The 25012-nt window shown below is 60.9% G+C and carries 28 protein-coding genes and 1 pseudogene; 15 read left to right on the forward strand and 14 right to left on the reverse strand.

The genetic code is table 11. From position 1 onward, the window contains the following. Positions 1–63: 63 nt before the first annotated feature. Positions 64–435: a hypothetical protein gene (locus tag AruPA_RS07325; RefSeq protein ID WP_265636008.1), complete on the forward strand. Its 372-nt coding sequence runs from the start codon at positions 64–66 to the stop codon at positions 433–435. 279 nt (positions 436–714) lie between these two features. Here the strand turns inward: AruPA_RS07325 and AruPA_RS07330 are convergent, their stop codons facing one another. Then, positions 715–2934, reverse strand: a complete 2220-nt coding sequence (locus tag AruPA_RS07330) for a bifunctional diguanylate cyclase/phosphodiesterase (protein WP_265636009.1) — start codon at positions 2932–2934, stop codon at positions 715–717. Between the two features lie 250 nt (positions 2935–3184). Here AruPA_RS07330 and AruPA_RS07335 point away from each other — a divergent pair, with 250 nt between their 5' ends. Then, positions 3185–4006: an N-acyl amino acid synthase FeeM domain-containing protein gene (locus AruPA_RS07335; RefSeq protein WP_265636010.1), complete on the forward strand. Its 822-nt coding sequence runs from the start codon at positions 3185–3187 to the stop codon at positions 4004–4006. Here the strand turns inward: AruPA_RS07335 and maiA are convergent. Beyond that, a complete protein-coding gene (maiA, locus tag AruPA_RS07340; RefSeq protein ID WP_265636011.1) occupies positions 3933–4607 on the reverse strand; it encodes a maleylacetoacetate isomerase in 675 nt (224 codons plus the stop codon). The genes AruPA_RS07335 and maiA overlap by 74 nt on opposite strands. A gap of 105 nt (positions 4608–4712) precedes the next feature. On the opposite strand from maiA, the gene AruPA_RS07345 reads away from it, so the two are divergent. Continuing rightward, entirely contained in the window at positions 4713–5402 is a 690-nt protein-coding gene (locus AruPA_RS07345; protein ID WP_265636012.1) for an alpha/beta fold hydrolase, read from the forward strand. A 40-nt stretch (positions 5403–5442) separates the two neighbouring features. Here the strand turns inward: AruPA_RS07345 and AruPA_RS07350 are convergent, their stop codons facing one another. Next, the gene (locus tag AruPA_RS07350) at positions 5443–6090 is read right to left on the reverse strand and encodes a PadR family transcriptional regulator (protein ID WP_265636013.1); all 648 of its coding nucleotides are present in this window, start codon (positions 6088–6090) and stop codon (positions 5443–5445) included. A gap of 129 nt (positions 6091–6219) precedes the next feature. Between AruPA_RS07350 and AruPA_RS07355 the strand changes: the two genes are divergently transcribed. Beyond that, positions 6220–6699 (forward strand): hypothetical protein, encoded by a 480-nt coding sequence (locus AruPA_RS07355; RefSeq protein ID WP_076454342.1) that lies wholly within the window; start codon positions 6220–6222, stop codon positions 6697–6699. Positions 6700–6705: 6 nt separating this feature from the next. Here the strand turns inward: AruPA_RS07355 and gpt are convergent, their stop codons facing one another. Beyond that, positions 6706–7176, reverse strand: a complete 471-nt coding sequence (gpt, locus tag AruPA_RS07360; RefSeq protein WP_265636014.1) for a xanthine phosphoribosyltransferase — start codon at positions 7174–7176, stop codon at positions 6706–6708. Continuing rightward, entirely contained in the window at positions 7176–7520 is a 345-nt protein-coding gene (locus AruPA_RS07365) for a tRNA-binding protein (RefSeq protein ID WP_265636015.1), read from the reverse strand. The genes gpt and AruPA_RS07365 overlap by 1 nt, the downstream gene beginning before the upstream one ends. Positions 7521–7657: 137 nt before the next feature. Between AruPA_RS07365 and AruPA_RS07370 the strand changes: the two genes are divergently transcribed. Beyond that, the gene (locus AruPA_RS07370; RefSeq protein ID WP_265636016.1) at positions 7658–9256 is read left to right on the forward strand and encodes a gamma-glutamyltransferase family protein; all 1599 of its coding nucleotides are present in this window, start codon (positions 7658–7660) and stop codon (positions 9254–9256) included. Positions 9257–9507: 251 nt separating this feature from the next. Here AruPA_RS07370 and AruPA_RS07375 read toward each other — a convergent pair whose 3' ends face one another. The 4 genes from AruPA_RS07375 to AruPA_RS07390 all read right to left on the reverse strand — a co-directional run bounded on the left by AruPA_RS07375 (position 9508) and on the right by AruPA_RS07390 (position 12289). Further along, the gene (locus AruPA_RS07375; RefSeq protein ID WP_265636017.1) at positions 9508–9672 is read right to left on the reverse strand and encodes a hypothetical protein; all 165 of its coding nucleotides are present in this window, start codon (positions 9670–9672) and stop codon (positions 9508–9510) included. Positions 9673–10016: 344 nt separating this feature from the next. Then, positions 10017–10319, reverse strand: coding sequence for a MoaD/ThiS family protein (locus AruPA_RS07380; RefSeq protein WP_265636018.1), 303 nt, complete (start codon positions 10317–10319; stop codon positions 10017–10019). Continuing rightward, the gene (locus tag AruPA_RS07385) at positions 10316–11431 is read right to left on the reverse strand and encodes a sialidase family protein (RefSeq protein WP_265636019.1); all 1116 of its coding nucleotides are present in this window, start codon (positions 11429–11431) and stop codon (positions 10316–10318) included. The genes AruPA_RS07380 and AruPA_RS07385 overlap by 4 nt, the downstream gene beginning before the upstream one ends. A gap of 165 nt (positions 11432–11596) precedes the next feature. Next, positions 11597–12289, reverse strand: a complete 693-nt coding sequence (locus AruPA_RS07390; protein ID WP_265636020.1) for a glutathione S-transferase — start codon at positions 12287–12289, stop codon at positions 11597–11599. A 229-nt stretch (positions 12290–12518) separates the two neighbouring features. Between AruPA_RS07390 and AruPA_RS07395 the strand changes: the two genes are divergently transcribed. The 8 genes from AruPA_RS07395 to AruPA_RS07430 all read left to right on the forward strand — a co-directional run bounded on the left by AruPA_RS07395 (position 12519) and on the right by AruPA_RS07430 (position 19967). Beyond that, on the forward strand, positions 12519–13736 hold the full coding sequence (locus AruPA_RS07395) for a polyhydroxyalkanoate depolymerase (protein WP_265636041.1): 1218 nt from the start codon (positions 12519–12521) through the stop codon (positions 13734–13736). Between the two features lie 184 nt (positions 13737–13920). Next, positions 13921–14289, forward strand: coding sequence for a rhodanese-like domain-containing protein (locus AruPA_RS07400; RefSeq protein WP_265636021.1), 369 nt, complete (start codon positions 13921–13923; stop codon positions 14287–14289). Between the two features lie 386 nt (positions 14290–14675). After that, positions 14676–15767: a sugar ABC transporter substrate-binding protein gene (locus tag AruPA_RS07405; RefSeq protein WP_265636022.1), complete on the forward strand. Its 1092-nt coding sequence runs from the start codon at positions 14676–14678 to the stop codon at positions 15765–15767. A 175-nt stretch (positions 15768–15942) separates the two neighbouring features. Further along, on the forward strand, positions 15943–16920 hold the full coding sequence (locus tag AruPA_RS07410) for an ABC transporter permease (protein WP_265636023.1): 978 nt from the start codon (positions 15943–15945) through the stop codon (positions 16918–16920). Then, positions 16917–17675 (forward strand): ATP-binding cassette domain-containing protein, encoded by a 759-nt coding sequence (locus AruPA_RS07415; protein WP_265636024.1) that lies wholly within the window; start codon positions 16917–16919, stop codon positions 17673–17675. The genes AruPA_RS07410 and AruPA_RS07415 overlap by 4 nt, the downstream gene beginning before the upstream one ends. Before the next feature lie 7 nt (positions 17676–17682). After that, positions 17683–18453, forward strand: a complete 771-nt coding sequence (locus tag AruPA_RS07420) for an SDR family oxidoreductase (protein ID WP_322784388.1) — start codon at positions 17683–17685, stop codon at positions 18451–18453. A gap of 18 nt (positions 18454–18471) precedes the next feature. After that, positions 18472–19353 (forward strand): 2-dehydro-3-deoxygalactonokinase, encoded by an 882-nt coding sequence (locus AruPA_RS07425; protein WP_265636025.1) that lies wholly within the window; start codon positions 18472–18474, stop codon positions 19351–19353. Continuing rightward, positions 19344–19967 (forward strand): 2-dehydro-3-deoxy-6-phosphogalactonate aldolase, encoded by a 624-nt coding sequence (locus AruPA_RS07430; RefSeq protein WP_265636026.1) that lies wholly within the window; start codon positions 19344–19346, stop codon positions 19965–19967. The genes AruPA_RS07425 and AruPA_RS07430 overlap by 10 nt, the downstream gene beginning before the upstream one ends. 25 nt (positions 19968–19992) lie before the next feature. Here AruPA_RS07430 and arsH read toward each other — a convergent pair whose 3' ends face one another. The 4 genes from arsH to AruPA_RS07450 all read right to left on the reverse strand — a co-directional run bounded on the left by arsH (position 19993) and on the right by AruPA_RS07450 (position 22772). Then, on the reverse strand, positions 19993–20685 hold the full coding sequence (gene arsH / locus AruPA_RS07435; protein WP_265636027.1) for an arsenical resistance protein ArsH: 693 nt from the start codon (positions 20683–20685) through the stop codon (positions 19993–19995). Continuing rightward, positions 20678–21997, reverse strand: a complete 1320-nt coding sequence (locus tag AruPA_RS07440) for an arsenic transporter (protein ID WP_265636028.1) — start codon at positions 21995–21997, stop codon at positions 20678–20680. The genes arsH and AruPA_RS07440 overlap by 8 nt, the downstream gene beginning before the upstream one ends. A 62-nt stretch (positions 21998–22059) precedes the next feature. Continuing rightward, entirely contained in the window at positions 22060–22410 is a 351-nt protein-coding gene (gene arsC, locus AruPA_RS07445; RefSeq protein ID WP_265636029.1) for an arsenate reductase (glutaredoxin), read from the reverse strand. Further along, complete coding sequence (locus tag AruPA_RS07450) at positions 22407–22772, reverse strand: helix-turn-helix transcriptional regulator (RefSeq protein ID WP_265636030.1); 366 nt, start codon at positions 22770–22772, stop codon at positions 22407–22409. The genes arsC and AruPA_RS07450 overlap by 4 nt, the downstream gene beginning before the upstream one ends. Before the next feature lie 78 nt (positions 22773–22850). On the opposite strand from AruPA_RS07450, the gene AruPA_RS07455 reads away from it, so the two are divergent. Next, the gene (locus AruPA_RS07455; RefSeq protein ID WP_265636031.1) at positions 22851–23030 is read left to right on the forward strand and encodes a hypothetical protein; all 180 of its coding nucleotides are present in this window, start codon (positions 22851–22853) and stop codon (positions 23028–23030) included. A gap of 220 nt (positions 23031–23250) precedes the next feature. On the opposite strand, the gene AruPA_RS07460 is transcribed toward AruPA_RS07455, so the two are convergent. Continuing rightward, positions 23251–24765, reverse strand: coding sequence for a Hint domain-containing protein (locus AruPA_RS07460; RefSeq protein ID WP_265636032.1), 1515 nt, complete (start codon positions 24763–24765; stop codon positions 23251–23253). Positions 24766–24855: 90 nt separating this feature from the next. On the opposite strand from AruPA_RS07460, the pseudogene AruPA_RS07465 reads away from it, so the two are divergent. Then, positions 24856–25012 (forward strand): annotated as a pseudogene (locus AruPA_RS07465) (IS1380 family transposase); the annotation flags it as partial.

Below are 25012 nucleotides of genomic sequence, written 5' to 3' on the forward strand. Positions count from 1 at the left end.
ACTGGGGTTACACCAGATCAATACCATATCACATAAATAGAATTCATCCTGATGGAGCGCACGATGCGTAAGCTGATCCTGGCTGCCCCGCTCGCGGCTATTTCATTGGCCGGCTGCGCGGTTGGCCCGAGCCTTGCCGAACAGATGTCTGGCTATGTTGGTCGCCCGGAGTCGGTGCTGGTTGCCCAGCTTGGCGTGCCGGATCGACGAATTCATGTCGGAGGTGTCACGTACTTCGCTTACGTCCACAAATCCTTCCATTACGAGTCAGGCTCATTCGGCTATGGCGGCTTTGGTGGATTTTACGGACCGTTTTATGGGCCATTCTACGGCGGCAGCTTTCCGGCTGAGGCCTACACGAGCGAATGTACCACGACTTTTGCGTTAAAAAATAAAATTGTCCAATCGTTCGCCCTGCGGGGCAACGATTGCTGAAAATGCGCGCGCCGGGTGTTTCGGCACCCGGCGCGTGATTGCGTTCGTCACTTCACTGTGCGAACCAGCGGTCCGTGATTCAAATAACCCCCAGCAGCCATAAAATAAGCAGAACAATAATAACTGTACCTAAGCCGCCACCCCAATAGAACATCCGCACGTCTCCTTTTGTTTTGTTGCGATCGAATTCAACTATTTAAAATTCGACGCCGCAGTTTCCAGATGCGGTACATTGCTTTACCGTCATCATGGTTTGGGGTGCTGGGTATGCCCGGCCGGTCAGGCGGCGGTTTCGCCCATCAGGACCTGCTTCCGACCTGTCAACCAAGCGTGGAGCGCGGCGTCGCGCAGGGGCGGCGAAAACAGGCTGCCTTGGCCGTGATCGAACCCGAGTTCGACGAGCGCCGCTTTCATCTGGTCGTTCTCCACGCCCTCGCCAGTGACATGCATGCCGAGGTCACGCGCCAGGTGCGTGATATTCCGAAGGATGCTTCCACGTCGACGATCACCCATGGCGTCGTGGATCAGTGAACGGTCTATTTTCAGCCAGTCGAACGGGATGTAGTAAAGAGTCGCGATCGACGAAAAACCGGAGCCGAAGTCATCGAGGCTCAGTCGGCACCCCTGCGCCTTGATACGATCGAGGGTCGCGACTGTTTCGGGCGTGATGTTTAGAATCGCGGTTTCGGTCAGTTCGAACACGATGCGATTGGCGGCGAGAGCGTTGCGCGCAAGACTGCTCGCTATTGTGTCAACCAGTTCGGCATCATGGACCTGTACGGCGGAGAGGTTGATTGCAACGGACACGTCATCCGGTAAGGTCGCTGCAAAGGCGCAGGCGATCGCGATGATGTGGCGGCCGATTGGTATGATGGCGCCACTGTGTTCGGCTTCCGGGATGAAAAAATCAGGACGCAAAACGCCATAGGTCGGATGATCCCACCGCACCAGTGCTTCAACAGCGGTCAGGCGCCCGTCCGCGAGAGCCACGATCGGCTGGTACTCCAGATAGAAGGCGCGAAGGTCGAGGTCATTGTTCAGGGCGAATTTCAAATCGCGAGCCCGCTCAGCTTCGCTTTTCGATTCGGCGGCAAAGGCGCGATGCGTGCCGCGTCCTTCGGATTTCGCGCGATAGAGCGCCAGGTCGGCAGCGTGGTAGACGTCCACGGGATTCTGATCCGCGGTCGTAACCATGGCAATACCGACGCAGGCGCCGATCGTTAGATTAACCTCATCAATCCGGAACGGTTGAGCGAGGCGTTCGACGATCCGGGCGGCGATGCCGTCGGCCACAGTTTGGTCGGTGTTTGGCAGGATGATCCCGAATTCGTCGCCACCGAGGCGGAACGGCCGGTCATGTTCGCGTACGCACCCCAGAATGCGCTGCACCACCGCCACTAGCAGGGCATCGCCGGTCTGATGGCCGAACCGGTCGTTAACCGACTTGAAATGATCAAGGTCGATGCAGAGCAGTGCCGCCCCGGTGGCCGGGTTCGCGCACAGGCTGGCGAGGGCGGCATCGAAGCTCATCCGGTTGGCAAGGCCGGTCAGCTTGTCGTGGCGGGCGATGTGGTCGATCTGACGCTCTGCTTCGCGGATTGCGGTCACGTCGGACCCGACGCCGCGATAGCCGATGAATTGACCGTCCGCGCCGATGATCGGTTTGCCAGTGATCGACCAGCAACGATTTTCAGTGCCAAAACTCAGTTCGACCCTTTGCTCATGGAAAGGTTGGCGGCGGCCGACGTGGTCGATCAAGGTCGCGACAACGCCATCGTTGGTCTGGTTGGCGCAGCGGGCACGATGGTCCGTAAGGAAGCGGATCACCGATGTGCCGGCGAGTTCGGTCTCGGTCGTGAAGGCGGCTTGGGCAAACCGCGCCGAGGGGCGCACGAGGTCGAGATTGGCGTCGGCTTCCCAGAGGAAGTCGCTCGTGCCTTCCTGGAAATCGCGCAGTAGCAGACCGATCAATGCATTCTGGCGCTCAGCCTCGATGCGCTTGAGTTCGCGATCGATGGTGCTGGCGTTCACGGACAAAATCGAAGTGAAGGTCAGGAAGGCGTAGCTGAGCAGCCCGACCAGGCTGGGGATGGGCGGAGTCGCCGCATCGATCATGATCGCCAGGAACGCGCCGATTGTGATGGGGGTCCACAGTGCGAATGCGTAGAGGGCGGGTCCGGAAAATGCGGGCGCTGACATCAACGCGACTGCAAGGGCGTACAACGTGCTCGTCTGAACCAGGTTAGCGTCCTGCAACCCGAATATGATGACAACCGACCAAAAGATACCGATCAGACCCGCTGTTACACAAAACAGGAACTGATAGCGTTTCAGGCGTTCGTGGCGGCGATGATCGCGCCACCAGGATGCCGAGACGGCGAACAAGCCGATGTAGGTGGCGAAGACGCCGATTAGACCGCCGCGGAGGGCGAACGCATCGTAGTGATCCCAAAAACTCCATGAAAGGGCCGCTGCGACAACAAAGCCGGTTAGGCCCATCCGTGGCGCCAGTGTTGCTCGCACCCCAAGTTGTGAGAGCTCGATCTGACGTCGAACGTCCTCCGAGATACCGTCGATATTTTTAGATGAACGGTGAGATTTTGCAATTAAATTCAGAATCTGCATCGACTATTGTATCTAGTGCCCCTCATGTTAGACAGATTGTAAGTTAAGATACGCTTAATTTATTCCAAACAATCCGGTTCCGGCTATCATTGCCCGCTCATACAATTAGCAGTGGTAAGCAAAGATGGATTGTTTCTATTTCGTGCCTGAGACGGTTAAGCCTCCCACCTCCAGGTTACGTCCGCATCACAATGAACAACTCGAGGCTCAACTTGCTTTAAGTTGCCAGTCAAAGGAAGCGGCGTATCGCATTAGATATGAGGCTTACAACTCCTATGGTTTTGTAGCGCAGAGGGAGAACGGAATATTTTCTGACGCGTATGATGAGCGATCAAACTGTCAGACAACTCTGGTATTCAAACACGGTGTTGCGGTCGCGACAATCAGAATTGCGTCCTACGAGCCTGAGCGGAGCGACACAGACTACCACTGCGTGCAGGCGATGGAAATCTTTGAGCCCGAAATCAATTCGGCGCTCAATCGCATACGCTTCGACGGTCGCAGCCCCCGTGCCGTCGAGATCGGCAAACTCGCGCGGCTTCCCGGATATACCAGAGACTTGGACGTTCTTTTCGCGTTGTTTCGCACTGTGGGCTACTTGATCCTCGATCGGGATGTGGATGTCGTATTCAATGCGGTCCGGGCCCACCATATGCCGATGTACCGTCGCTTTGGCTTTCAGCAACTGGAGGCACCGCGACAATATCCGGGGTTGACCTTCCAAACGGGGCTCATGGCGTGTTTTCGTACGAGCTACGATCAGGCCCGCAACGACCTGCCGTTCCTCCGCGGCATCAACACCAACGATGCCGCGTATCATGGCCTGATCGCCGGTGAGCGCGTGTCGATCTTCGGGGCTGCCCCAGCTGCCGTTAGCGCGGCGCCCCAACCTGAATCATCGGATCGGCCATCGCAAATGCCGGATGCGCTTCGCAATTGCGCATGATCCGTTCGATGGTCGGAATATCGGAGACGTCGATGCGGAAAATCCGCATGACCGCGATGATGCTGGCAAGGCAGATATCAGCCATCGTCACCGCATCGCCGTGGCAGAAATTGCCGGTTGCCGCCTCGGTCGCCAGCCGGTGCTCCACCGCCTGCAAGCCGGTGGTGAACCAGTGAATCTGCCACGCGCGCCACGCCGTATCATCAAAACTGCCGGTGCCAATGAGGTATTTTTTGACGCGCGGCGTGATCAGCGGATGGGTGTCCGCCGCCAACATTGCGGCGATGGCGCGCACGCGCGCACGCCCGTGTGGATCAGGCGGCAGTAGTGCGGGTTCGGGGTATTCCTCGTCGAGGAACTCAAGGATCGCAAGTGACTGCGTGAGCGGCGCGCGGGATTGCCCGGCGCCGCGATCGATCAGCGCCGGGATGGCGCCGAGTGGATTGATCGCCAGAAACGCCGCACTGCGCTGCTCGTTTGCATCGATGTCGACGATCCGCTCCTCCGCTGTAATGCCCTTGAGATTCAGCGCGACCCTTACGCGATACGTTGCGGAGGTACGCCAGAACGCGAACAGCTCGAACCGTGGTGCTTCACTCATGGCGGGTTTCCATCCTTGAAACTTATTTCGAAAGGGCCTTAGTGGATGCCAGCATAGAACCAATCGCCGCGCAACCAGAGTGCCGGCCACAAGGAGGCAGACCCGATGGCTACGGACGTCGTTTTTATCCCCGCCCTGCTGTGTGACGAAGCCCTTTATCGCGACGTGATCACGGCCGCCGGCGACGCAATCAACGCCCATGTGATGATCTCGCCCCGCGCCGATCTCGCTGAAAGCGTCGCGGATATCCTGAGCCAGGCACCGGCGCGCTTCGCGCTGGTTGGCACCTCCTATGGCGGCAATCTGGCACTCGAGGTGGCGCTCGCGGCCCCCGAACGGGTCAGCGCTCTGTGGTTGATGGGCTGCGATCCGGCCGCGCCGCAAACCGGCGGTCCCGATCTTGCGGGCGGTCTGACCGCGCAGCCCGATGCCGTGATCGATATGCTGGCGGGGCTGGTGGTGCGTCAGGATGCGACTGCTTGTGCCGATGTCTTCAAAACCATGGCCCATCACATCGGTGGCAAGGCCGGTGCCGCACAGGCGACCGCGCTTGCCACACGCCGGGAAGCGACGTCACGCCTCGGTGCGCTGCACATGCCGGCGATGGTGCTTTGGGGCAAGGATGACGCGATTGTGCCAGTCGAGATCGGCCGCGGCCTGGCCGATGATCTGCCGCACGCCCATTTCCACGTCCTGAAAGACTGCGGTCATCTGCCAACGCTCGAGAAACCGGCCGAATCGGCGGCCCTGTTCCTCGAGTTCCTCGCCGACGAGCCGCATCGCCACCACCACTAGGGCTCCGCGGACAGGGCGGCGTTCCGCTCCGGCCCGCCGCTTACAACTCCTCGATGTTGCGCGCCGCCTGATCGATCAGCGCGGCGATCTCGCGGACTACCGCCGGGGACATCGCACCGCTGCCGCGTTTCAGGCGGAGGGCTGTCTTCAGGTTTTCCATCGCGCGGATCACCGGCAGTGCTGGTTCGTGCGTCTGCTCATGGCCGACCCGCGCGAGGATCGTATCGACCGCCTTGCGGTTGGCGGTTAACGCTTCGGTGCCCTCGGCCGTGATGGTGAAACTCTTGCGGCTGCCTTCGGCGGTGCCGGTCACGTGGCCCAGATCCTCCAGCATCGCCAGCGTCGGGTAGACCACGCCGGGGCTCGGCGCATAGGTACCCCCCGCCAGATCCTCGATCGCTTTGATGATTTCATAGCCATGGCGAGGCTTTTCGGCGATCAGGTGCAGTACCAGCAGGCGCAGATCGCCGTGCTCCAGCAAGCGTCGCAACCGGCCACCCCGGAGCCTGCCGTGCCCCGGACCGCCGTGGCCCGATCCGCCATGCCCCGACCCGCCATGATCATGATGCGCGCCGTCAGGTCCATGCCGGCCACCGAACGCGAAGCGGCGCTGCATCCTCGCCTCGGCATAGTGTCTCCCCGCGTGATGGTCGCCCCACATTGTTTCGATTCGTCTGAACAGTCTCATCAATGGGTCTCCTCTATATCGATCCGTATTAGATATATCTAAAATAGGTCGAATTCAAGGGAAAAATAGGTCGCGTATCCTGCGGCTTCTGCTATGCTGATCCGGTTTCCAACCACGAACAGAAATCCAATGCCCGATCACACATGGCGCCTGACCCTGCTGGCAGCGGCATCGCTTGCTCTCACCATGGCCCATGCCGCTTCAACGACCGCGATGACCGCCGCCGAAGGCCCGATGGCCGCAGCAGTCGCGCGCGGTGGACAATTATTCGATCACGCGCGGTTCGGCAGCACCCTGACCTGGGTGCCCGACATGGCATTTCACGCCAAGCCGATGACCTGCGGCGCTTGCCACACCAACGGCGGCAAAACCATCGGCACCATGCCGAATGGCAAACAAATCCCCAGCCTGATCGGTGCCGCGGCCGATTTTCCACGCTACAACGCGAAGAAACATGCGGTGTTCACGCTGCAACGCCAGTTGGCGCATTGCATTCGCGCCGGCATCGGCGGCAAGGCGCCCGCTTATGAGAGCCCGGCGATGATCGACCTCGAAGTCTATCTGATCTCGCTGTCGAAAACCGCGCCGATCGGCCGCAACGTGCCGTAGCGCCGGTCAGATTTTGCGGGCGATCGGTGCGATGAATTGCGGCTCGGTGTCCCACGGAAACAGGATCCACGTGTCCTGCGAAACCTCGGTGATGAAGGTATCCACCAGGGCTTTACCGGCCGGCTTGGCGTAGACCGTTGCAAAGTGAGCGCGCGGCAGCAGGGCGCGGACCTGCCGGGCCGTCGTGCCGGTATCGACCAGATCGTCGATGATCAGAAATCCTGTGCCGTCTCCGGCAGCGGTCGGTGGCTTGGTGATGCGCGGTTCGCCGCGCTCTTCCTCGTCATAGGTCACGATCGACACGGTTTCGATCAGCCGGCACTCCAGTTCGCGCGCCACGATTGCCGCCGGGATCAACCCGCCGCGGGTGATGGCGACGATGCCGTTGAAAGGGCTCATGGCATTCAGCCGCCAGGCCAGCGCCTTGGAATCGCGGTGCAACTGGTCCCACGAAACGACGTAATAATGCTGCGCCATCAGAACAATCGGCCTCCCACCGGCACTTCGAAGTCAGGACGGACCAGCACGACCGCCCCTTCGGCGTCCGGCATACCGAGGGTCAGGACTTCCGATACGAACGGACCGATCTGGCGGGGCGGAAAGTTCACCACGGCACACACCTGACGCCCGAGTAACCGGTCCGGCTTGTAATGGACGGTGATCTGCGCCGAGGATCGCTTGATGCCGATGTCGCCACCGAAATCGATCCACAGCTTGATGGCGGGTTTCCGTGCCTCGGGAAACGGCTTGGCATCGATGATAATGCCGACCCTGATGTCGACCTGTTCGAAATCGGCGTAGGTGATGGTGGCATTGTCCATGGCCCGGCATTGGCCAGCGGCGCGTCCTTGTCAACCGTGGCATGCGTTATACGGCGAATTGCTCTCGGCGGCCGGGTCTGCATTGTCATTGTGCCAGCAGCAGTGCAATTTGATACGAAAGCCAATCAGGAGGTCCGATGCGCGATTTTCATCAACCCGGCCGCAGCGCCGTCTATGCCGGGCGGGCCATGGCCGCGACCTCGATGCCGGTTGCGACCCTTGCCGCGCTCGATGCCCTGCGCGCCGGCGGCAATGCGCTCGATGCCGCCGTCACCGCCGCCGCCTTGCTCGGCGTCGTGGAACCGCAATCCACCGGCATCGGCGGCGATTGCTTCTGCCTCTACAAAAAGGCGGGCAGCGCCGAGGTGATCGCGCTCAACGGTTCCGGCCGTGCACCAGCGGCCGCCACGATCGATCATTACGAGGCGCATGGCATCACCAGCCTCGATTCGACATCGCCACATGGTGTGACCGTGCCAGGCGCGGTCGGTGCGTGGGAGACGCTGCTGCAGGCGCATGGCAAGCGCGGTCTGGCGGCGGCTTTGGCGCCGGCAATCCATTACGCCGAGGCCGGATTCGCGGTGTCACCGCGCGTTGCCGCGGATTGGGCACACACAGCCGACAAGCTACGCAAGACGGGAGCTCATGCTCTGTTGCCCAACGGCGCGGCACCTGGCGTCGGTGCCATCATTCAGCAGCCGGAACTGGCGGCAACGCTGCGCGCGATCGCCGCGCATGGCGCGCGGGCATTCTATGAGGGACCGATTGCCGCCGGCATGGTGGCGGAGCTGCGTAGCCGTGGCGGCCTGCATACGGAGGCGGATTTTGCCGAGGGCCGCACGGCGGCGAAATTCGTCACGCCGATCCAACGCGATTTCGACGGTCTCACAATCTGGGAATGTCCTCCGAATGGTTCGGGCATACTGGCGTTGATGCTGCTCGGGATTCTCGAAGGCTTCGGCCCGGCGCCGGATGGGCCGCTCGGCCCGATCCGCGTCCATCGGCATATCGAGGCGGCGCGGCTGGTCTATCGCGACCGCGATGCTTTGCTGGCCGACCCCGAGAACGCGCCGGTTCCGGTCGAGCATCTTCTGAGCGATGCGTACCTCACGTCGCTGCGCAATCTCATCAGAGACGATCAGAGCATCAAGGACATGCCGCGCGCCGGCGAGGCTTTGCTGCCGGCCCACCGCGACACCGTCTATCTCTGCGTCGTCGATGAGGAGGGGAATGCCTGCTCGTTCATCAACTCCACCTTCGAGAATTTCGGCTCGGGCATTCTGGCCGGGAACACCGGTGTGATCCTGCACAATCGCGGCCTCGGCTTCCGGCTCGAACGGGGGCACCCCAACTGCATCGCGCCCCGCAAGCGGCCGATGCACACGATCATCCCCGGCATGGCGACACGCAATGGTCAGGCGATCATGCCGTTCGGCGTTATGGGCGGCCACTATCAGCCAATGGGGCAGTCATGGTTCCTCACCAACCTGCGGCACTATAACCTCGATGTCCAGCAATCGCTCGACCTGCCGCGTGCATTTCCCTACGCCGGCGTCGTCGAACTCGAACCGACATTTCCGCAGGCGACCATCGATGGCCTGATCCGGCGCGGTCATACCGTCGCACCCACCGCCCGACCACACGGCGGCGGCCAGGCTATCCTGATCGAGCCGGCCAGCGGTGTACTCGCGGGCGGGTCGGACCCTCGGAAGGATGGGTGCGCGCTTGGGTACTGAAGTAACCCGGGGGGCTGTGCCCCTCGACCGCCACCAAGAGTCCATCGAAAACGTACGTTGGTCCGTCAAAGCCTTCTGGCATCAGCCGAACTGATGCCCAGCGAAGGAACGCGATGGTATTTGGGGTGAGGCAACGTTAGTCATTGCGCAGGTGGCTGCAGCGCTTTAACCCAGCGATTGGATGTGCGACGATCCAGCGCTTGGGCAACGCGGGGAATTGTCCTGTGTCGCACCGGCTTACGATTTCGACGTTACCTTGCGGCAGACCCGGCAAGGTTACTTCGGGATTTGAGGTCCTGCCGGCCTGCGTCAGTGTAGAGTTTCAGAAGGACGGGATACACTCCGACCAGGGTTGCCAACAGCAGCACGCCACCATTGCGGTCCTGGATGTCGGACGCATGTACGACCGCATCCATCAGCAAAACCTGCGTATCAAAAGTACCGCTTCCTGCCTTTGATTGTCCGGCCGCTCCGGCCTACCGCTGCGCCGGACCGAAACACGCTCCGCCCCTCGTCATCTGCTGGCTCAGCCGCCACTGCGGGCTTTAAAACTCGCCACATAGGCGATCTCGCCAATCGGGCGTTGCGCGCGCGGCTCGGTCCCGAAACCTAACGGGACAGACCACCGAAACAGGCCTGTTCAACACAAAAATCGGTCACCGCTCCGCCCCCCCGCAAAACGACCCCGACCCCCAGCTTAAAAAAGTTTTTTGCTTCTTTTTTCCAAAAAAGCAGGCCCTCGCTGCCCGATGCCGCCCCATCACCCCCCGGCGATCGCCCCCACAATCAACAGCACCTCCTCTCCGCGCGCCACTACGTCCGGCAGCGCCTCATCCACCGCATGATGCGAAAAATCCCGCTGGCAGGCGAAAAACCGAATGAACTTCCGCCGCTGCCCTGTCACCGCATCGCGGATCATCCCTCGCAAAACCGGATGGGCCGCTTCCAGCGCATCGAGCACCGCCGCCAGCGTCACCACCCCTTCCACCCGCACCAATACATCGCGCGGGAGTCTTGCAACCGTCGAAAGGCCCGAAGGCAGTTCCACCCGGACCGCGCTCACGGTAGCGTCTGCACCTCAACCGAAAGCACCGCGGGCAAATTCCGCACAATTGCGTGCCAGGTCTCCCCCGCATCGGGTGAAACATAAACCTGCCCGCCCGTCGTGCCGAAATAGATCCCGCAGGCATCCAGCGTATCCACCGCCATCGCATCGCGCAGCACGTTGACATAGCAATCCCGCTCCGGCAGCCCCTGGCTCAGCCTCTCCCAATCGCCGCCGCCGCTCCGGCTCCGATACACACTCAATTTTCCATCGATCGGAAAATGCTCCTGGTCACTCTTGATCGGCACCACATAAACCGTCTCCGGCTCATGCGCGTGCACATCGATCACAAACCCGAAATCCGTCGGCAGATCACCGCTGATCTCGTACCAATGCGCGCCCGCATCGTCCGAGCGCATCACATCCCAATGCTTCTGCATGAACAACCGGTCCGGGTTCGAGGGATGCAACGCAATATGATGCACGCAATGTCCCACCTCGGCGATCGGATCGGGAATATAGGCCGATCGCAAACCCTGGTTGATCGGCTGCCAGGAAGCCCCGCCATCATCACTCCGAAACGCCCCCGCCGCCGAAATCGCCGTGTACAACCGCTCCGGGTTGCCAGGGTCCAGCAAGATCGAATGCAGGCACATCCCCCCCGCCCCAGGCTGCCAGGTCGCCCCCGTCGTGTGCCGCCGCAATCCGGACAACTCCTGCCAGGACGCCCCGCCATCGCGCGACTTGAACAGTGCCGCATCTTCCACCCCGGCAAACACCGTGTCCGGGTCCGTCAGCGAAGGCTCGAAATGCCAAACACGGTTGAATTCCCAGGGATGCGCCGTGCCGTCATACCATTGATGCGTCCCGGCCAGCCCGTCATATACAAAGTCCTTGCCCACCGCGCGCCAACTCACCCCGCCATCGTCCGAGCGCTGCACCATCTGCCCGAACCACGCTGAAGATTGCGACGCATAAATCCGCTCCGGGTCCGCCGGCGACCCCTTCAAATGGTAAACCTCCCATCCCGGAAAATGCGGTCCTGAAACCGCCCAGTCCCGCCGCATACCATCTGCGGTCAGAATGAAGGCACCCTTACGCGTACCGACAAGAACACGAACCCGGCTCATATGGTTTCTCCCCGCCGCGGGGGTAAAATGTCGTATTCGGCGGAGTCAACAGAAATCGCGCGTCCAAGCGGAAGATTAAGGCAGGAGAGCCGATGCGTTCTTCTCTCGGCCGATCAAGCACGGCGCTATACCGTCGTGCCGCCGGGCCAAATTGGTCGGCTGCTGCTAGAACTCGAGATCGAGTTCCGTAATCGTATCGGCTTCGGTTTCCGCTTCCGCGATCCATTCGACCATATCGGGCCAGGCGAAGATGGTTCTGACATAGCTTGTGCAAACGGGGTCGAGCGGAACGTCATAGGTTTGGAAACGGCTGGCGACCGGGGCGAACATGGCATCGGCGATGCAGGGGCGCGGTCCGAACAGGTAGGGGCCGGGGGATGCGGTGAAACAATCGCGCCAAATCGTGGTGATGCGGTCGATATCGGCCTGGGCACCGGACCACACGGTGAAGCTTGGGCGGTTCGCGCGGATGTTCATGGGCAGCGACGCGCGCAAGGCGGCAAAGCCGGAGTGCATTTCACCGCTGATGGAGCGGCAGCGGGCACGCGATATGGGATCATCGGGCAGCATGGCGGCTTTGGGGTAGGTTTCGTTAAGATATTCCGCGATGGCGAGGGTGTCCCATACGGTGACGTCGCCATCGATCAGGCAGGGCAGCAGGATGGATGAGGTCCGCATCAGCAATTCGGCACGGGCTTGCGGATCATTGGCGGCGGCGGGCTCGACGACGAAATCGATGCCGGAGAGGCGCGCGAGCAGAAAGCCGCGCAGGCACCAGGACGAGTAGTTGCGGCTGGAAATGGCCAGCCGTGCCGGGGATTTCTGGCGGTTTGGGGTGGTGCCATGCTGGGGTGCCATGCCGCGCTTTCCTTTTCGTAGGGTTTCCGTCATGCTCAAAAATAAACGCGAGATATCTCATTGTTTGACGAAACGACCGGCTCAGTATGATAAAAGCGGAAAACCGGCGGCGATGCAAAGCACAAATGTCGCGGCGGCGGTGGATATGACCGGTGCGGGACCCACTTTACGTTAACGGGAAATTCAGGTTTCCTGCCTAGTATTTTCGATCGAGAGGTACCCGATGTCCATGTTGTACGACGTCTACCAGTCCCAGGAAGACATGATGGGGCCGTTTCGGTTTGCCGCGCGGAGCCTGGCGCCGGTGGTCGATCTGCTCAGCCCGCCCCGCGCATTTGGCATGATGGCGCGTGAGATGCGTGCGGCACTCGAGATTTTCGGCAATAGCGGCATCACGCACAAGCGGCCGGATTTTGGCATCAAATCGGTCCGGATGGGCAATCGGGATGTTCCGATTATCGAAGAGGTTGCGCACGCAACGCCGTTCGGCAATTTGCTGCATTTTCGCAAGGACAGCGATCAGACGCAGCCGCGGGTGCTGATTGCGGCGCCGTTATCGGGACATTTCGCGACTTTGCTGCGCAACACGGTCGAGGTGCTGCTGCAGGATCACGATGTCTATATCACGGACTGGAACAACGCGCGTGACATCCCCCTGAGTGCCGGCCGATTCGGGTTTGATGATTACGTCGACCACATCATGCGTTTCATGCGTGAGATCGGGCCGGGCGGGCATGTGGTGGCCGTGTGCCAGCCGGCCGTGGCGGTTTTGGCGGCGACGGCGCTAATGGCCGAGGCTGATGATGCGGCGACGCCGCGCACCATGACACTGATGGGCGGCCCGATCGATACCCGGCGCAATCCATCGAAGGTGAATGCGCTGGCCAAGACGCGTGATATTGCATGGTTCCGCAAAAATCTGATCGCCACCGTGCCGGCGCGTTATGCGGGGGCGGGGCGTGCGGTCTATCCGGGCTTCATGCAATTGGCCTCGTTCGTGTCGATGAATCTGGACCGGCACATCGGGGCGCATCTGCGTCAGTTCCGCTCGATCGTGACCGAGGATGGCGTGAGCGAGACGGCGCATCGGAAGTTTTATGACGAGTATCAGTCGGTCATGGATCTGACCGCCGAGTTCTATCTGGAAACCGTCGAGCGGGTGTTCCAGCGGCATGACCTGCCGACCGGCAGCCTGATCTGGCGCGGCCAGACGGTAAAGCCGGAAGCAATCCGCAAGACGTTTTTGTTCACGGTCGAAGGTGAGCGCGATGATATCTGCCCACCCGGCCAGTCGGTCGCGGCGCTCGATCTGTGTTCAGGCCTGAAGACGGCGCGCAAGCGTAATCATTTGCAGTTGGGCGTGGGTCATTACGGCGTGTTCAGCGGCTCGCGCTGGGCAAACGACATTTACCCGCAGTTGCGCGAGATCATCGCTTTGAACAACTGAAATTGACGAGAAGGTAGACTTCTTTTTTGTAAAAAAGAAGCAAAAAACTTTCTGACCCTGGGGCACGGGCGTGTGAAGCGGCACGAGCCCAAATTAACGAAGTTTTTTTTGCTTCTTTTTTGTTCACAAAAAAGAAGACCTTTTCTTTTAACTCACCTGAACCACCAGCATGGACTGATTGATCATGACTGACTCCGGCCCGCATCCATTGGCAGCGCCACGCATGGTTTCACCGGCGGAGGCGGTGCCGTTGATCGGGCAACCGGGGGTTTTGTTCATCGATGTGCGTGAGGCCGGCGAGTTGGCGCAGACCGGGACGATCCTGGGGGCGTTGCATGTGCCGCGCGGATCGATCGGGCAGCGTGCCGATCCGCAGAATCCGGATCGTGATGAGGCGCTGGTGGCGGCGCGGCATCTGGTGGTGTTTTGTGCGGTCGGGATGCGTGCGACGCTGGCGGCTCAGACGCTGATGGCGCTGGGGTATCGCACTATCACCTGCGTAATCGAGGGTGGATTTGCGGCGATGCAGCAGGCAGGCGCGCCGACCGCGTGAATCGCGCGGGCGAAACCGCCCAAGCCCCAGATTCAAAAAAGTTTTTTGCTTCTTTTTTTCCAAAAAAGAAGTGCTGTCTTTCCCTGCGCCCGACATTCGCAGTTCAGTCACATTGTGTGGTGTCGCTGCGGCCGCTTGACAGCATGGCGTAGAGCCCGAGGCGGGGTGGGATGTTGCAACGACGCCAGCGGTCAAGACCGATTTACTGTCTGTCCTGGCGCGCCCCGGGGCCCGATAAGGCAATTCTCGACTCCCCAAGTTCTGTCCTGTGAAACTGCTGTCCAGGAATTGCCATGGCGCTGACGACGCGGTATGGACGAAATCGTTAAAAGACGTCCAAGCTACATAACCGCCCAGGCCAAGACCGACTTCACAAAGGGGGAACCATGACCGATCAAATCGACGAACAGGCCGCCGCACGCGCCGCGCGCCACTTGCCACGCCGCGCCGTGATGAACGGCGTTTCGATCGCCGGTGCGGCCGCGCTGATCGCAGCCGGTACGCGCGGTGCCCAGGCGGCAACGGCGGCACCGTTCCCGGCGCACCCGCGCTGGAAATTCGTCTTTGTCAACCACGTCACGACCAATCCGTTTTTCGTGCCGACGCAATATGGCATTCATGATGCCTGTGCGCTGCTCGGCTGCGAATATCAGTGGACCGGCTCGCAGACCTCGAACGTATCGCACATGGTGAATGCGATGAATGTCGCGATTGCCAGCAAGGCGGATGCGATTGCAGTGCCGATCGTCGACCCGACGGCATTCAACGCGCCGACCAACAAGGCCCTGGCAGCAGGCATTCCGGTGTTTGCCTACAATGCCGATGCGCCGGCGACATCCGGCAACAAGCGCCTCGCCTATATCGGCCAGGATCTGTTCAAATCCGGCTATCAGATGGGCGAAAAAATCGTCAAGCTGGTCGGATCGGGCGATGTCGCGCTGTTCATAGCAACGCCGGGGCAGTTGAACATCCAGCCGCGCATCGACGGTGCGGCCGCCGCGATCAAGAAGCTCGGCAAGGGCATCACCTACCAGGAAATCACCACCGGGCCGACGGTCAACGAGGAATTGACCAAGATCAAGGCGTATTACCTGGGGCATCAATCCGTCAAAGGCATGTTCGCGGTCGATGCGGGCAGTACCCAGGGCGTGGGTGAAGTGATGCAGCAGTTCGGTCTGGCCAAGAAGGGCGTGCATGGCGGCGGGTTCGATCTGCTGCCCAAAACGCTCGATCTGATCAACGAGGGCCATCTCGATTTCACGATCGATCAGCAGCCCTACCTTCAGGGTTTTTATACCGTGATGGAAATGTTCATGTATAAGGCGTCGGGCGGGCTGGTCGGGCCGGCCGATGTGAATACCGGGCTTAAGTTCATCGATAAGAGCTCGGTCAAGCCGTATCTCGATACCAAAACACGCTACGAGGGTAATTCGTCGAAACCCGCAATCGTGCCGCGAAGCGGCGCGATTGCCGGCTGAGGAAGGAAGGCGAGGGGCTCTCTCCCTCGCCGGTTCCGCTGATCTGGCCCGGGTCGCCCTTCCCTTGCCTGAAACGAATGGACTTTAAAGGCTCCGCCTTTCACGGGGGGCCAGAGGGCAGAGCCCTCTGGCCTTCTTCCCACACCGCCTAACCCCGCATCGGTCAGGAGTTGTCATGAGTGCGACTACACTAACGTTCCGGCAACGCGGCACCAAGCTGCTGGCTTTGCGTGAGGCCAGCATCATCGTGGTCGCGCTGGTGCTGGTTATCTACTTCTCGGTCGTCAACGCCAATTTCCTGACCGGGCCGAACCTGCAGACCTTGTCGCAGTTCATTGCGCCGTCGGCGATCATTGCGTGTGGCGAGATCATGCTGTTGATCTGCGGCGAAATCGATCTTTCGGTCGGGCAGATTTTCGCGCTGGCGCCGTTCATCATGGCATTCACCGATCATGCAGGTCTAGGCATGTTCGTGGGCTTCGTGTTCGCGATGATCGTCTCGGCTTTGGTGGGTCTGATCAACGGCGCGATTACGGTGCTGCTGAAAGTGCCAAGTTTCGTCACGACACTCGGCACGCTGTTTCTGATCAACGGGTTTACCCTGACGGTCTCGAAAGGATATCCGATCAACACGCCGGGCGGCCAAACCATGGCCAATATTTTTGGTGCTGCAGGATATAACGAATTTCTCTGGGCAGTTCTGATCGTGGTCATCATGCACGTGGTGCTGCGCCATCGCCGGTGGGGCCTGCATACGATTGCGGTGGGCGGCAATCTGACCGGGGCGACCGAGGCCGGGATCAATGCTGCGCGAATCAAGATCGGCAATTTCATGTTGACCAGCATGCTCGGCGGCATCACGGGTATTCTCGAAGCCTTCCGGATCGGCTCGACCGATCCGCTGGCCGGCGGCACCAACATCATGTTCCTTGCGGTGGCTTCGGGCGTGATCGGCGGAACGTCGCTTGCGGGCGGATCGGGCACCATCATCGGCGGGTTGATCGGCGCTACGGTGCTGGGGGTGTTGCAGGATGGGTTCACCTTGCAGGGCATCAATGCTTTCACATTCGACATGATTATCGGCGCCGCCATCCTGATCGCGATGATTGCGAACATTCACGTCGGGCGGCTGAACCGCGGGGGAAGGTCATGAGCACGGAGTCGCTGCGGGCGACCGATATCACCAAGAGCTTCGGCAACATATCAGCATTGTCTGGAATCTCGCTCCACGTGAACAAGGGTGAGGTGCTCGGCATTCTGGGTGACAACGGCGCCGGCAAATCGACGCTGATGAAGATCATCACCGGATATCACAAGCCGACTTCGGGGCAGATGTTCATCAACGGCGAGGCGGTCACGCTGACGTCGGTGGATCATGCGCGCAGCCTGGGGATCGAGTGCGTCTACCAGGACCTGGCGCTGGTCAATACGCTGCCGATCTATCACAACATGTTTTTGAACCGTGAACTGCGCAACCGGTTCGGCATGCTCGATCATGGGGCGATGCGCAAACGCGCGGCGGCGGCGCTCGATGATATCGGGGTGCAGGTGCCATCGGTCGATGACGAGGTGGCGATGCTGTCGGGCGGACAGCGCCAGGCAATCGCGATTGCGCGGGCGGTGTACTCCAACGCGAAAATACTCCTGCTCGACGAGCCGTTAGCGGCGATGGGCGCACGCGAAGCAGGCTTGATCATCGACCTGATCCAGCGCCAGCAGGCGCGCGGCGATATTTCGATCATCATGATCATGCACAATTATGCTCAGACCTTGGAAATCGCGGATCGTATCATGATGATGCAGCGCGGTACCGTGACCTTCGAGGGAAATGCCAGGGACACCTCGGTCGAGGCCTTGCTCGACATCGTCCGGCGGGAATATCGCGCGATGCGCGCGGCAGCACAGTGAGAGTGACATGACGGAAATTCAGAACGCGATTTATCCCAGCCTGCGCGGCCGCGCCGTGTTCATCACCGGCGGCGGCGGCGGTATCGGCGCTTCTCTGGTCCGGCATTTCGTCGAGCAGCACTGCAAAGTCGTATTCGTCGATATCGATCAGTCGGGCGGCGAGGCGGTGGTACGGGATGTCGCGGGCGATCACCCGGCGCCCATGTTCATTCAATGCGATCTGCGCGACATTGCCGCCCTCAAGGCGGCGATCGCCAAAGGTCGCGATGCGGTCGGCGATTTCACCGTGTTAGTGAATAATGCCGCGCATGACGAACGCCACGATACGATGGACGTGACGCCGGAATACTGGGACGAACGGCTGGCGGTTAATCTGCGGCACCAGTTTTTCGCCGCCCAGGCGATCATTCCGATGATGCAGGCCGCGGGTGGCGGCGCGATCGTGAATTTCGGGTCGACCAGCTGGCATCTGAGCCAGGGCGGCATGCCGGCCTATGTGACGGCGAAAGCGGGCATCGAGGCGCTCACCCGCAGCCTCGCACGCGACTACGGACCCGACGGCATTCGCGCGAATTGCATCTTACCAGGCTGGATCATGACAAAACGCCAGATCGAGAAATGGCTGACGCCGGAGGGTGAAGCCGATCTGCTTAAGCGCCAATGTCTGAAGGAGAAGCTGGCACCGGCCGATTGCGCCCGGATGGCGCTGTGGCTCGCCGCGGACGACAGCCGGTTGATCACGGCGCATAATTTCTACGTCGATGCCGGAGCGGTCTGAGCCGGCCGGCACGGCGCAATGATCGGCGTCGATTGGGGCACCACATCGCTGCGCGCATGGCGGCTGGACCAGGAGGGTTCGGTGCTCGACCGGCGCGCGTCGCCGCAGGGTATCATGACGATAACAGACCGTCAGTTCGAGCCGGTGCTGCGCGACATTGTGGGAGACTGGCTGGCGGACGGCGAACGCCATATCCTGTTATGCGGCATGATCGGCAGCCGGCAAGGCTGGCACGAAGTCGCCTATCTGTCCTGCCCGGCCGGGATCGATGAGATCGCGGCGCGACTGACCCCGGTTGCCTTCGCGGGCGCGGCGGTTCGGATCGTTCCCGGTCTCGCCACGATCGATGAAAACGGCATCGCCGACATCATGCGCGGCGAGGAGACCCAGATTCTCGGTGCCGCCGCAAGCGACGGGGCGACGCGCAGGATCTGCCTGCCCGGTACCCATTCGAAATGGGCCGCGGTGTCGGCCGGGCGGATCGAGCGGTTCAGCACCTATATGACCGGTGAAATGTTCGCGGCCCTGGCGCAGCATACGATCCTGGCGCGCACCACCGTGGCCGGGCCGATCGACCCGGCAGCATTCACCGCCGGCGTGGCGCGCGCTGCGGATACGGGCGGGTTGCTGCACCATGCGTTCGGCGTGCGTACCCAGGTGCTGCGCCAGGGCATGACCGAGGCGGCGGCTTATGCCTATCTGTCCGGGTTGATGATCGGTCATGAGTTGAACGCGGCGCTCGATAGCGTCGCCACGCCGGTGGCCGTGGTCGGTGCGAGCGCGCTGGCGGCGCTGTATGTAACGGCGATCGCTTCACGCGGCGGTGTGGCGATTGCAGTGGATGAGGCGGCCGGTGCCACCGGGCTGGCACGATTGGGAGCACGCGCAACATGGACCTGAAATCATGCCTCGCTGCATCGCCCTTGATCGCCATTTTGCGTGGCGTGACGCCGGACGAGGTCGAGGCGATCGGCGATGTGCTGGTCGCCGCGGGGGTACGGGTGATCGAGGTCCCGCTGAACTCGCCCGATCCGTTGGAAAGTATCTCCCGCCTCGCACGGCGGTTCGGCGCGACGACACTGATCGGCGCGGGGACGGTGATGACGCCAGCAGATGTCACCGCGGTGGCCGATGCAGGTGGGCGGATTATCATCACGCCGCACGCCGATCCAGCGATCGTGGCGGCGGCAAAGGCACAGGATCTTCAGGCCGCACCAGGGTTTTTCACACCGGCCGAAGCGTTTGCGCTGCTGGCGGCGGGGGCGGATGCGCTGAAGCTGTTTCCCGCCGAGGCTGGCAGCCCGGCGATGCTGCGGGCGATCCGCGCGGTGCTGCCTGCGGGCACGATGGTGCTGCCGGTGGGCGGGATCGCACCGGATAACATGGCGCCCTGGCGCGCGGCCGGTGCGGCCGGGTTCGGCATCGGCGGGTCGTTGTATCAGCGTGGCGACACGCCAACCCAGGTTGCGGCAAAGGCCGCGCGGTTTTCGGCAGTGCTGGCCGCGCAAAACTGATCCTCTCTCAACCGCCGGCGGCGGATCAGAGGCGGGAAGTATCGTGGCTCGCTTGTCTGCGTTCGCTGTAGCGATCCACCAGATAGGGGGCGCGGTCGCGCAGCAGCAGGGTAAAGCGGATCAGTTCTTCCATCACGTCGACCAACCGGTCGTAATAGGGCGAGGCGAGCATACGGCCGGCGTCGTCGAATTGTTCGTAGGCCTTGGCGACGCTCGATTGGTTGGGAATGGTGACCATGCGCATCCACCGCCCGAGCAGGCGCAGAGTATTGACCGCATTGAAACTCTGAGAGCCACCGGAAACCTGCATGACCGCAAGCACCCGGCCCTGGGTCGGGCGGACGGCGCCGAGTTCGAGCGGAATCCAATCGATCTGGTTTTTAATGACACCGGTAATCGCACCGTGCAATTCCGGGCTGCACCAGACCTGCGCCTCCGACCAGATCGACAGATCGCGCAATTCCGCGACCTTCGGATGATCCGCCGTGGTAGTGTTGGTGATCGGCAGATCGCGCGGGTCGAAGATGCGGGTTTCCGCCCCCATCAGATCGAGCAGCCGGGCCGCTTCCTCCGTCAGCAGACGCGAATAGGAGCGGGTCCGCAGCGAACCGTAAAGCAGCAGAACGCGCGGTTTATGGGTCGCGCGTGTGGTGGGTTCCAGGCGAACAAGGTCTGGCGGAGCAAGCAGGTCAGGCTGCAAAGCGGGCATGTCATCCATGGGCGGTCGATCCCACGATCGGCAGCCACACGGCAAGGGCTGCAAGGGTCGCAATCAGGACCGGCGGGGTGATCAGCAGGCCGATTTTCATGTATTGGCCCCAGCTGATCGTCGTGCCCTTTTGCGCCAGCACGTGGAGCCAGAGCAGCGTGGCGAGGCTGCCGATCGGGGTGAATTTCGGCCCCAGGTCGCAGCCGATGATATTCGCGTAGACCATGGCATCATGGATCGGCGGCGCAACGTTCGGCAGATGTTCGATGGCGAGGGCGCCAACCAGAACGCTCGGCATATTGTTCATGATCGATGACAGAACTGCGGCGAGAATGCCGGTGCCGAGCGCGGCGGTCCAGATGCCGTGGGCGGCGAACAATTGGAGGGCGGCGGCAATGTGGTCGGTCAGACCGGCGTTGCGCAGCCCGTAGACCACCAGATACATCCCGAGGCTGAAAATGACGACTTGCCAGGGCGCGCCTTGCAGAATGCGACGAATGTCAATGATCGGCCGGCCGGGGGTGAACAGGCGCGCCGCGATGGCAAGCAGCAGCAGGGCGGCGATGATGGTAACGAAGGAGACCGGAATACCGAGCGGTGCGGTAATGAAATAGGCCGCCAGCAGTATCAGCAGAATCGGCCAGGCGGCACGGAACACCAACGCGTCGCGGATCGCCGTCTTGGGCATGTCCAGCGCCGCAACCGCGTAGTCTCGATCGACGGTGCGGCGGTAGAGCAGGCCGAGCACCGCGAGCGTGGCGAGCAGCGCGATTATGTCGACCGGGATCATCACCAAGGCGTACCGGTCGAACCCGATGTGAAACACATTGGCGCTGACGATGTTGACCAGATTGGAAATCACCAGCGGCAGGCTGGTCGTATCGGCAACAAAGCCGGTCGCGATGATAAAGGCGAGGGCGGCGGCCGGCGGAAACGCAAGACTCAGCAGAATCGCCATCACGATCGGGGTAAGCAACAATGCGGCACCGTCGTTGGCGAAGATCGCGGCGATACCGGCGCCCAGCAGCACGATCAACGGCAGCAGAATATGCCCCCGCCCGCGGCCCCAGCGTGCCACATGCAGCGCAGCCCAACGGAACAGCCCGGCTTCATCGAGCAGAAGCGAAATGATGATCAGGGCAATGAAGGTGAACGTCGCATTCCAGACGATATGCCAGACCGTAGGAATGTTGCGCCAGTGAATGATGCCGAACGCCAGATCGACCACGGCGCCGGCCATCGCACTCCAGCCGATGCCGAGGCCACGGGGTTGCCAGATGACCAGGGTCAGTGTGGCGATAAAGATCGCGAGAGCAATCATGGGGAACGTGAAGTAAAGAAGGCTTCTTTCTTGTAAGAAAGAAGCAAAGAACTTCTATTGGTTTAGGTTAGGAGGGTTTTTACTGTTTCGGAGGGGCGGCAGAGTCTTACGGCTTCGGCGGTAACCACGATGGGCCGGTTGATCAGAATGGGATGTGCCATCATGGCATCCAACAACACATCATCGGACAGGTTTTCATCATCCAGGCCAAGCTCGGCGTAAGGCGTGCCCTTTTCACGTAGCAAGGCCCGGACCGGAATGCCCATGCGGGCTATCAGGCCGGTCAGTTCCGCGCGGCTGGGCGGCGTTTTCAGATATTCGATGACGGTCGGTTCGATCCCCGCCGCGCGGATCAAATCGAGCACGTTGCGCGAGGTACCACAGGCCGGATTGTGATAGATGGTGACGTTCATGCCGTTTGCGCCTGATTGAAATCGGTTTGGACTGGCGCACACGGAGCGCATGCCACCACGCCCTGGCCGCAGCAGTTTTGCATCAGAAAGCCGATGAAGCCGTTCATTGCAGCAAAATCGGCTGCATAAATCACATGGCGGCTCGCACGGCGCTGGGTAACCAACCCCGCGCGAAGCAAAGCCTGGATATGAAAAGTGAGCGACGAAGGCACAAGCCCGAGCCGCGCGGCAATCTCCCCCGCAGCCACGCCGGGCGGACCGGCTTCGACCAGCAGGCGATAGGCGGCGAGACGGTGCTCATGCGCCAGAGCGGCAAGGGCGGTGACCATCCAATGGGGGTCGGGTTGGTTTGACGTTTCCATGATTATCGAAATGAGGAAATATCGGGGTGGGGCGGAGCTGTCAAGGCAAGGTTTGACGGGGAGGGAGTCTTCTTTTTTGTGAACAAAAAAGAAGCAAAAAAAACTTTGTTAATTTGGGCCCGAGCCGATGAAAACGCCCGTGCCCCAGAGTCAAAAAGTTTTTTGCTTCTTTTTTACAAAAAAGAAGTCCTTCTTATACTTGCCTCTCCGCGTGGATATTTCATGAATACCGCCGATACCCAGCCGCTCCGCTCATGATGCAGGCCGTGTTCCAGCTATCATTCTTGGTCGCAAGGGGACGAGTGGTGGTCCCATTCAGCGAAGACGCAGGGTTGCGGATGGGAAGACTGATTTGACCATGAGGGAGGGGGGGCGGCCAAGCCGGCTGCAATCCTTGAGCGATCCTCCAGATTGCAGCCCGTCTATCGCGCGACTCACAGACCCGATCGGGTCAGCCTTGGCCTGATCGTTAGCGTCGTCAGGCTTGTCGCAGCTCACGCTCCATTTCGTCGCCACGTTCCAGTGGATAGGTCAGCGTTGAGGCGACTGCGAGAGAGACCGAACGCGAACCTTTCAGGATTGAGGCCGGGATAATGGCTCGGCCGTTGGTCCATCGTCCGTCCGACTCCTGGGTGTGCCACCCGTTGGTGAGATCTGGGTGATCAAGCGGAACGGTGGCATCGTCGATCGTGATTTCCCTGATTTTGACGCCGAGGAGGCGACGGTCGCGCGGGTCTGGTGCAATGTGACCAGGGATTGTGCTGCGTGACTCGACGACAGCATCGCCATCTTTGAATTTGATGCGGAGTTCGGGGTCCTCGGTGGTCCGCAGCGACAGTCTGGCAAGGATTTCGGCGCGAACGGCTTCTACGATGGTGCCGAATTCGGCGAAGGGCGCGCAGCCTTGTGTTTCGCGCTTCCGTTGCGCGAAATCGGGGTGGAGGATGAGCGTGGTTTCGCCATTCACAAAGGCACCACGATTGCCGGTTTCCAGATAGGATTCAGCCGGACAGCCTTCCGCGAGCAGGACGGCGTGATGCGCAAGTTCAACGTGATAATAGGTCACGCTGCGATGGGCGAGTTGGCGGATCGAATGACCGTTGAGCAGGATTTTTGCTGGGATCAGATGCCCGTTGAGAAAAATGGCGTGGTCGGGGGAGACGAGCAGGTTGCGGTGGGGTATCCCGTCGGCGAGTGCGCCGGCTTCGATAAGAATCGGCTGGACGGTCTCGGGCTTGTTGTGCCTCGCAAGATCGATGGAGCGGTGGCCAATCCACGTGATTGGTGCGGTCGTCTGATCGTGGAGAATGGCGACATCACCGTGGCGCAATGATTCGACCGCGATTTCACCGCGCGTGGTGAGGATGCGGGTTCCCGCGACGAAGCAGGGTGGGGTGTTCGCGAGAGCGATTGTCGTGTTGCTGGCGGAGTCGGTGACGGTGAATGAAGCCGTCGTGAAGGTGCCGGTCAGGTCGAGGCTGATCGTGCTTGAGCCGCTGGTAAGTTCGAGGCCGGTACCGGTGACGAAGCTGTCGGTCGCGGAAAGGAAGTTATCGAGAACGATGGAGTCGTTGGGGGTGAAGCCGGAAATGGTCTGACTGCCGGCCAGGCCGGCGGTGCTGCCTTCGATTGTCCAGGATGCGCCTGGGTCGAAAATGATGTCGCCAAAGCCGGTGAATTGAGTTCCGATGCCGGATAGAGTCCCGGGTTCAATGCCGGTTGCCAATTCAATTGTCTGATGTTTCGGCTGCCCGGTTGCATACACTCCACCGGAGAAGCGCGCGCCGGGGTCGACAATCAGCATTGATGGGCCGACCCCGAATAGCACCGCTCCATTAAGGCCGATAGGTGGGGTGATATATCCAGCATTTGTGAACGTACCACCCGAGGGTAATGAGACCCGGGCGATCGTTCCATCATTCGTTAGAGAACCGCCTCGAATTGTAACGCCTTCGATAGTGCCAATATTGATTAGTGTCCCACTAACCTGCATTATGCATGAGGGTTGGCGGACATAGTGTAAACCGTTGATTCGATGTAAGAATTGGGTGTCGACGCCAAATCTTCATCAGCACGGAACGCGATGCCCGCCACGGTTGAAATTACCCCATGCCTCCCCGGTCTGTCACCTGTCGCCGGCAAGCCGGTGGTGGCCCGCTTCGACGGCGAGTTGCTGTCCTCGGACGGCGGTCTGCTGACATTGCGCGAGGTCGAGAAGCGGCTGGGGATCGCCGAGCTTC

It is taken from the genome of Acidiphilium sp. PA, from assembly GCF_026191915.1.
Classification (GTDB): domain Bacteria; phylum Pseudomonadota; class Alphaproteobacteria; order Acetobacterales; family Acetobacteraceae; genus Acidiphilium.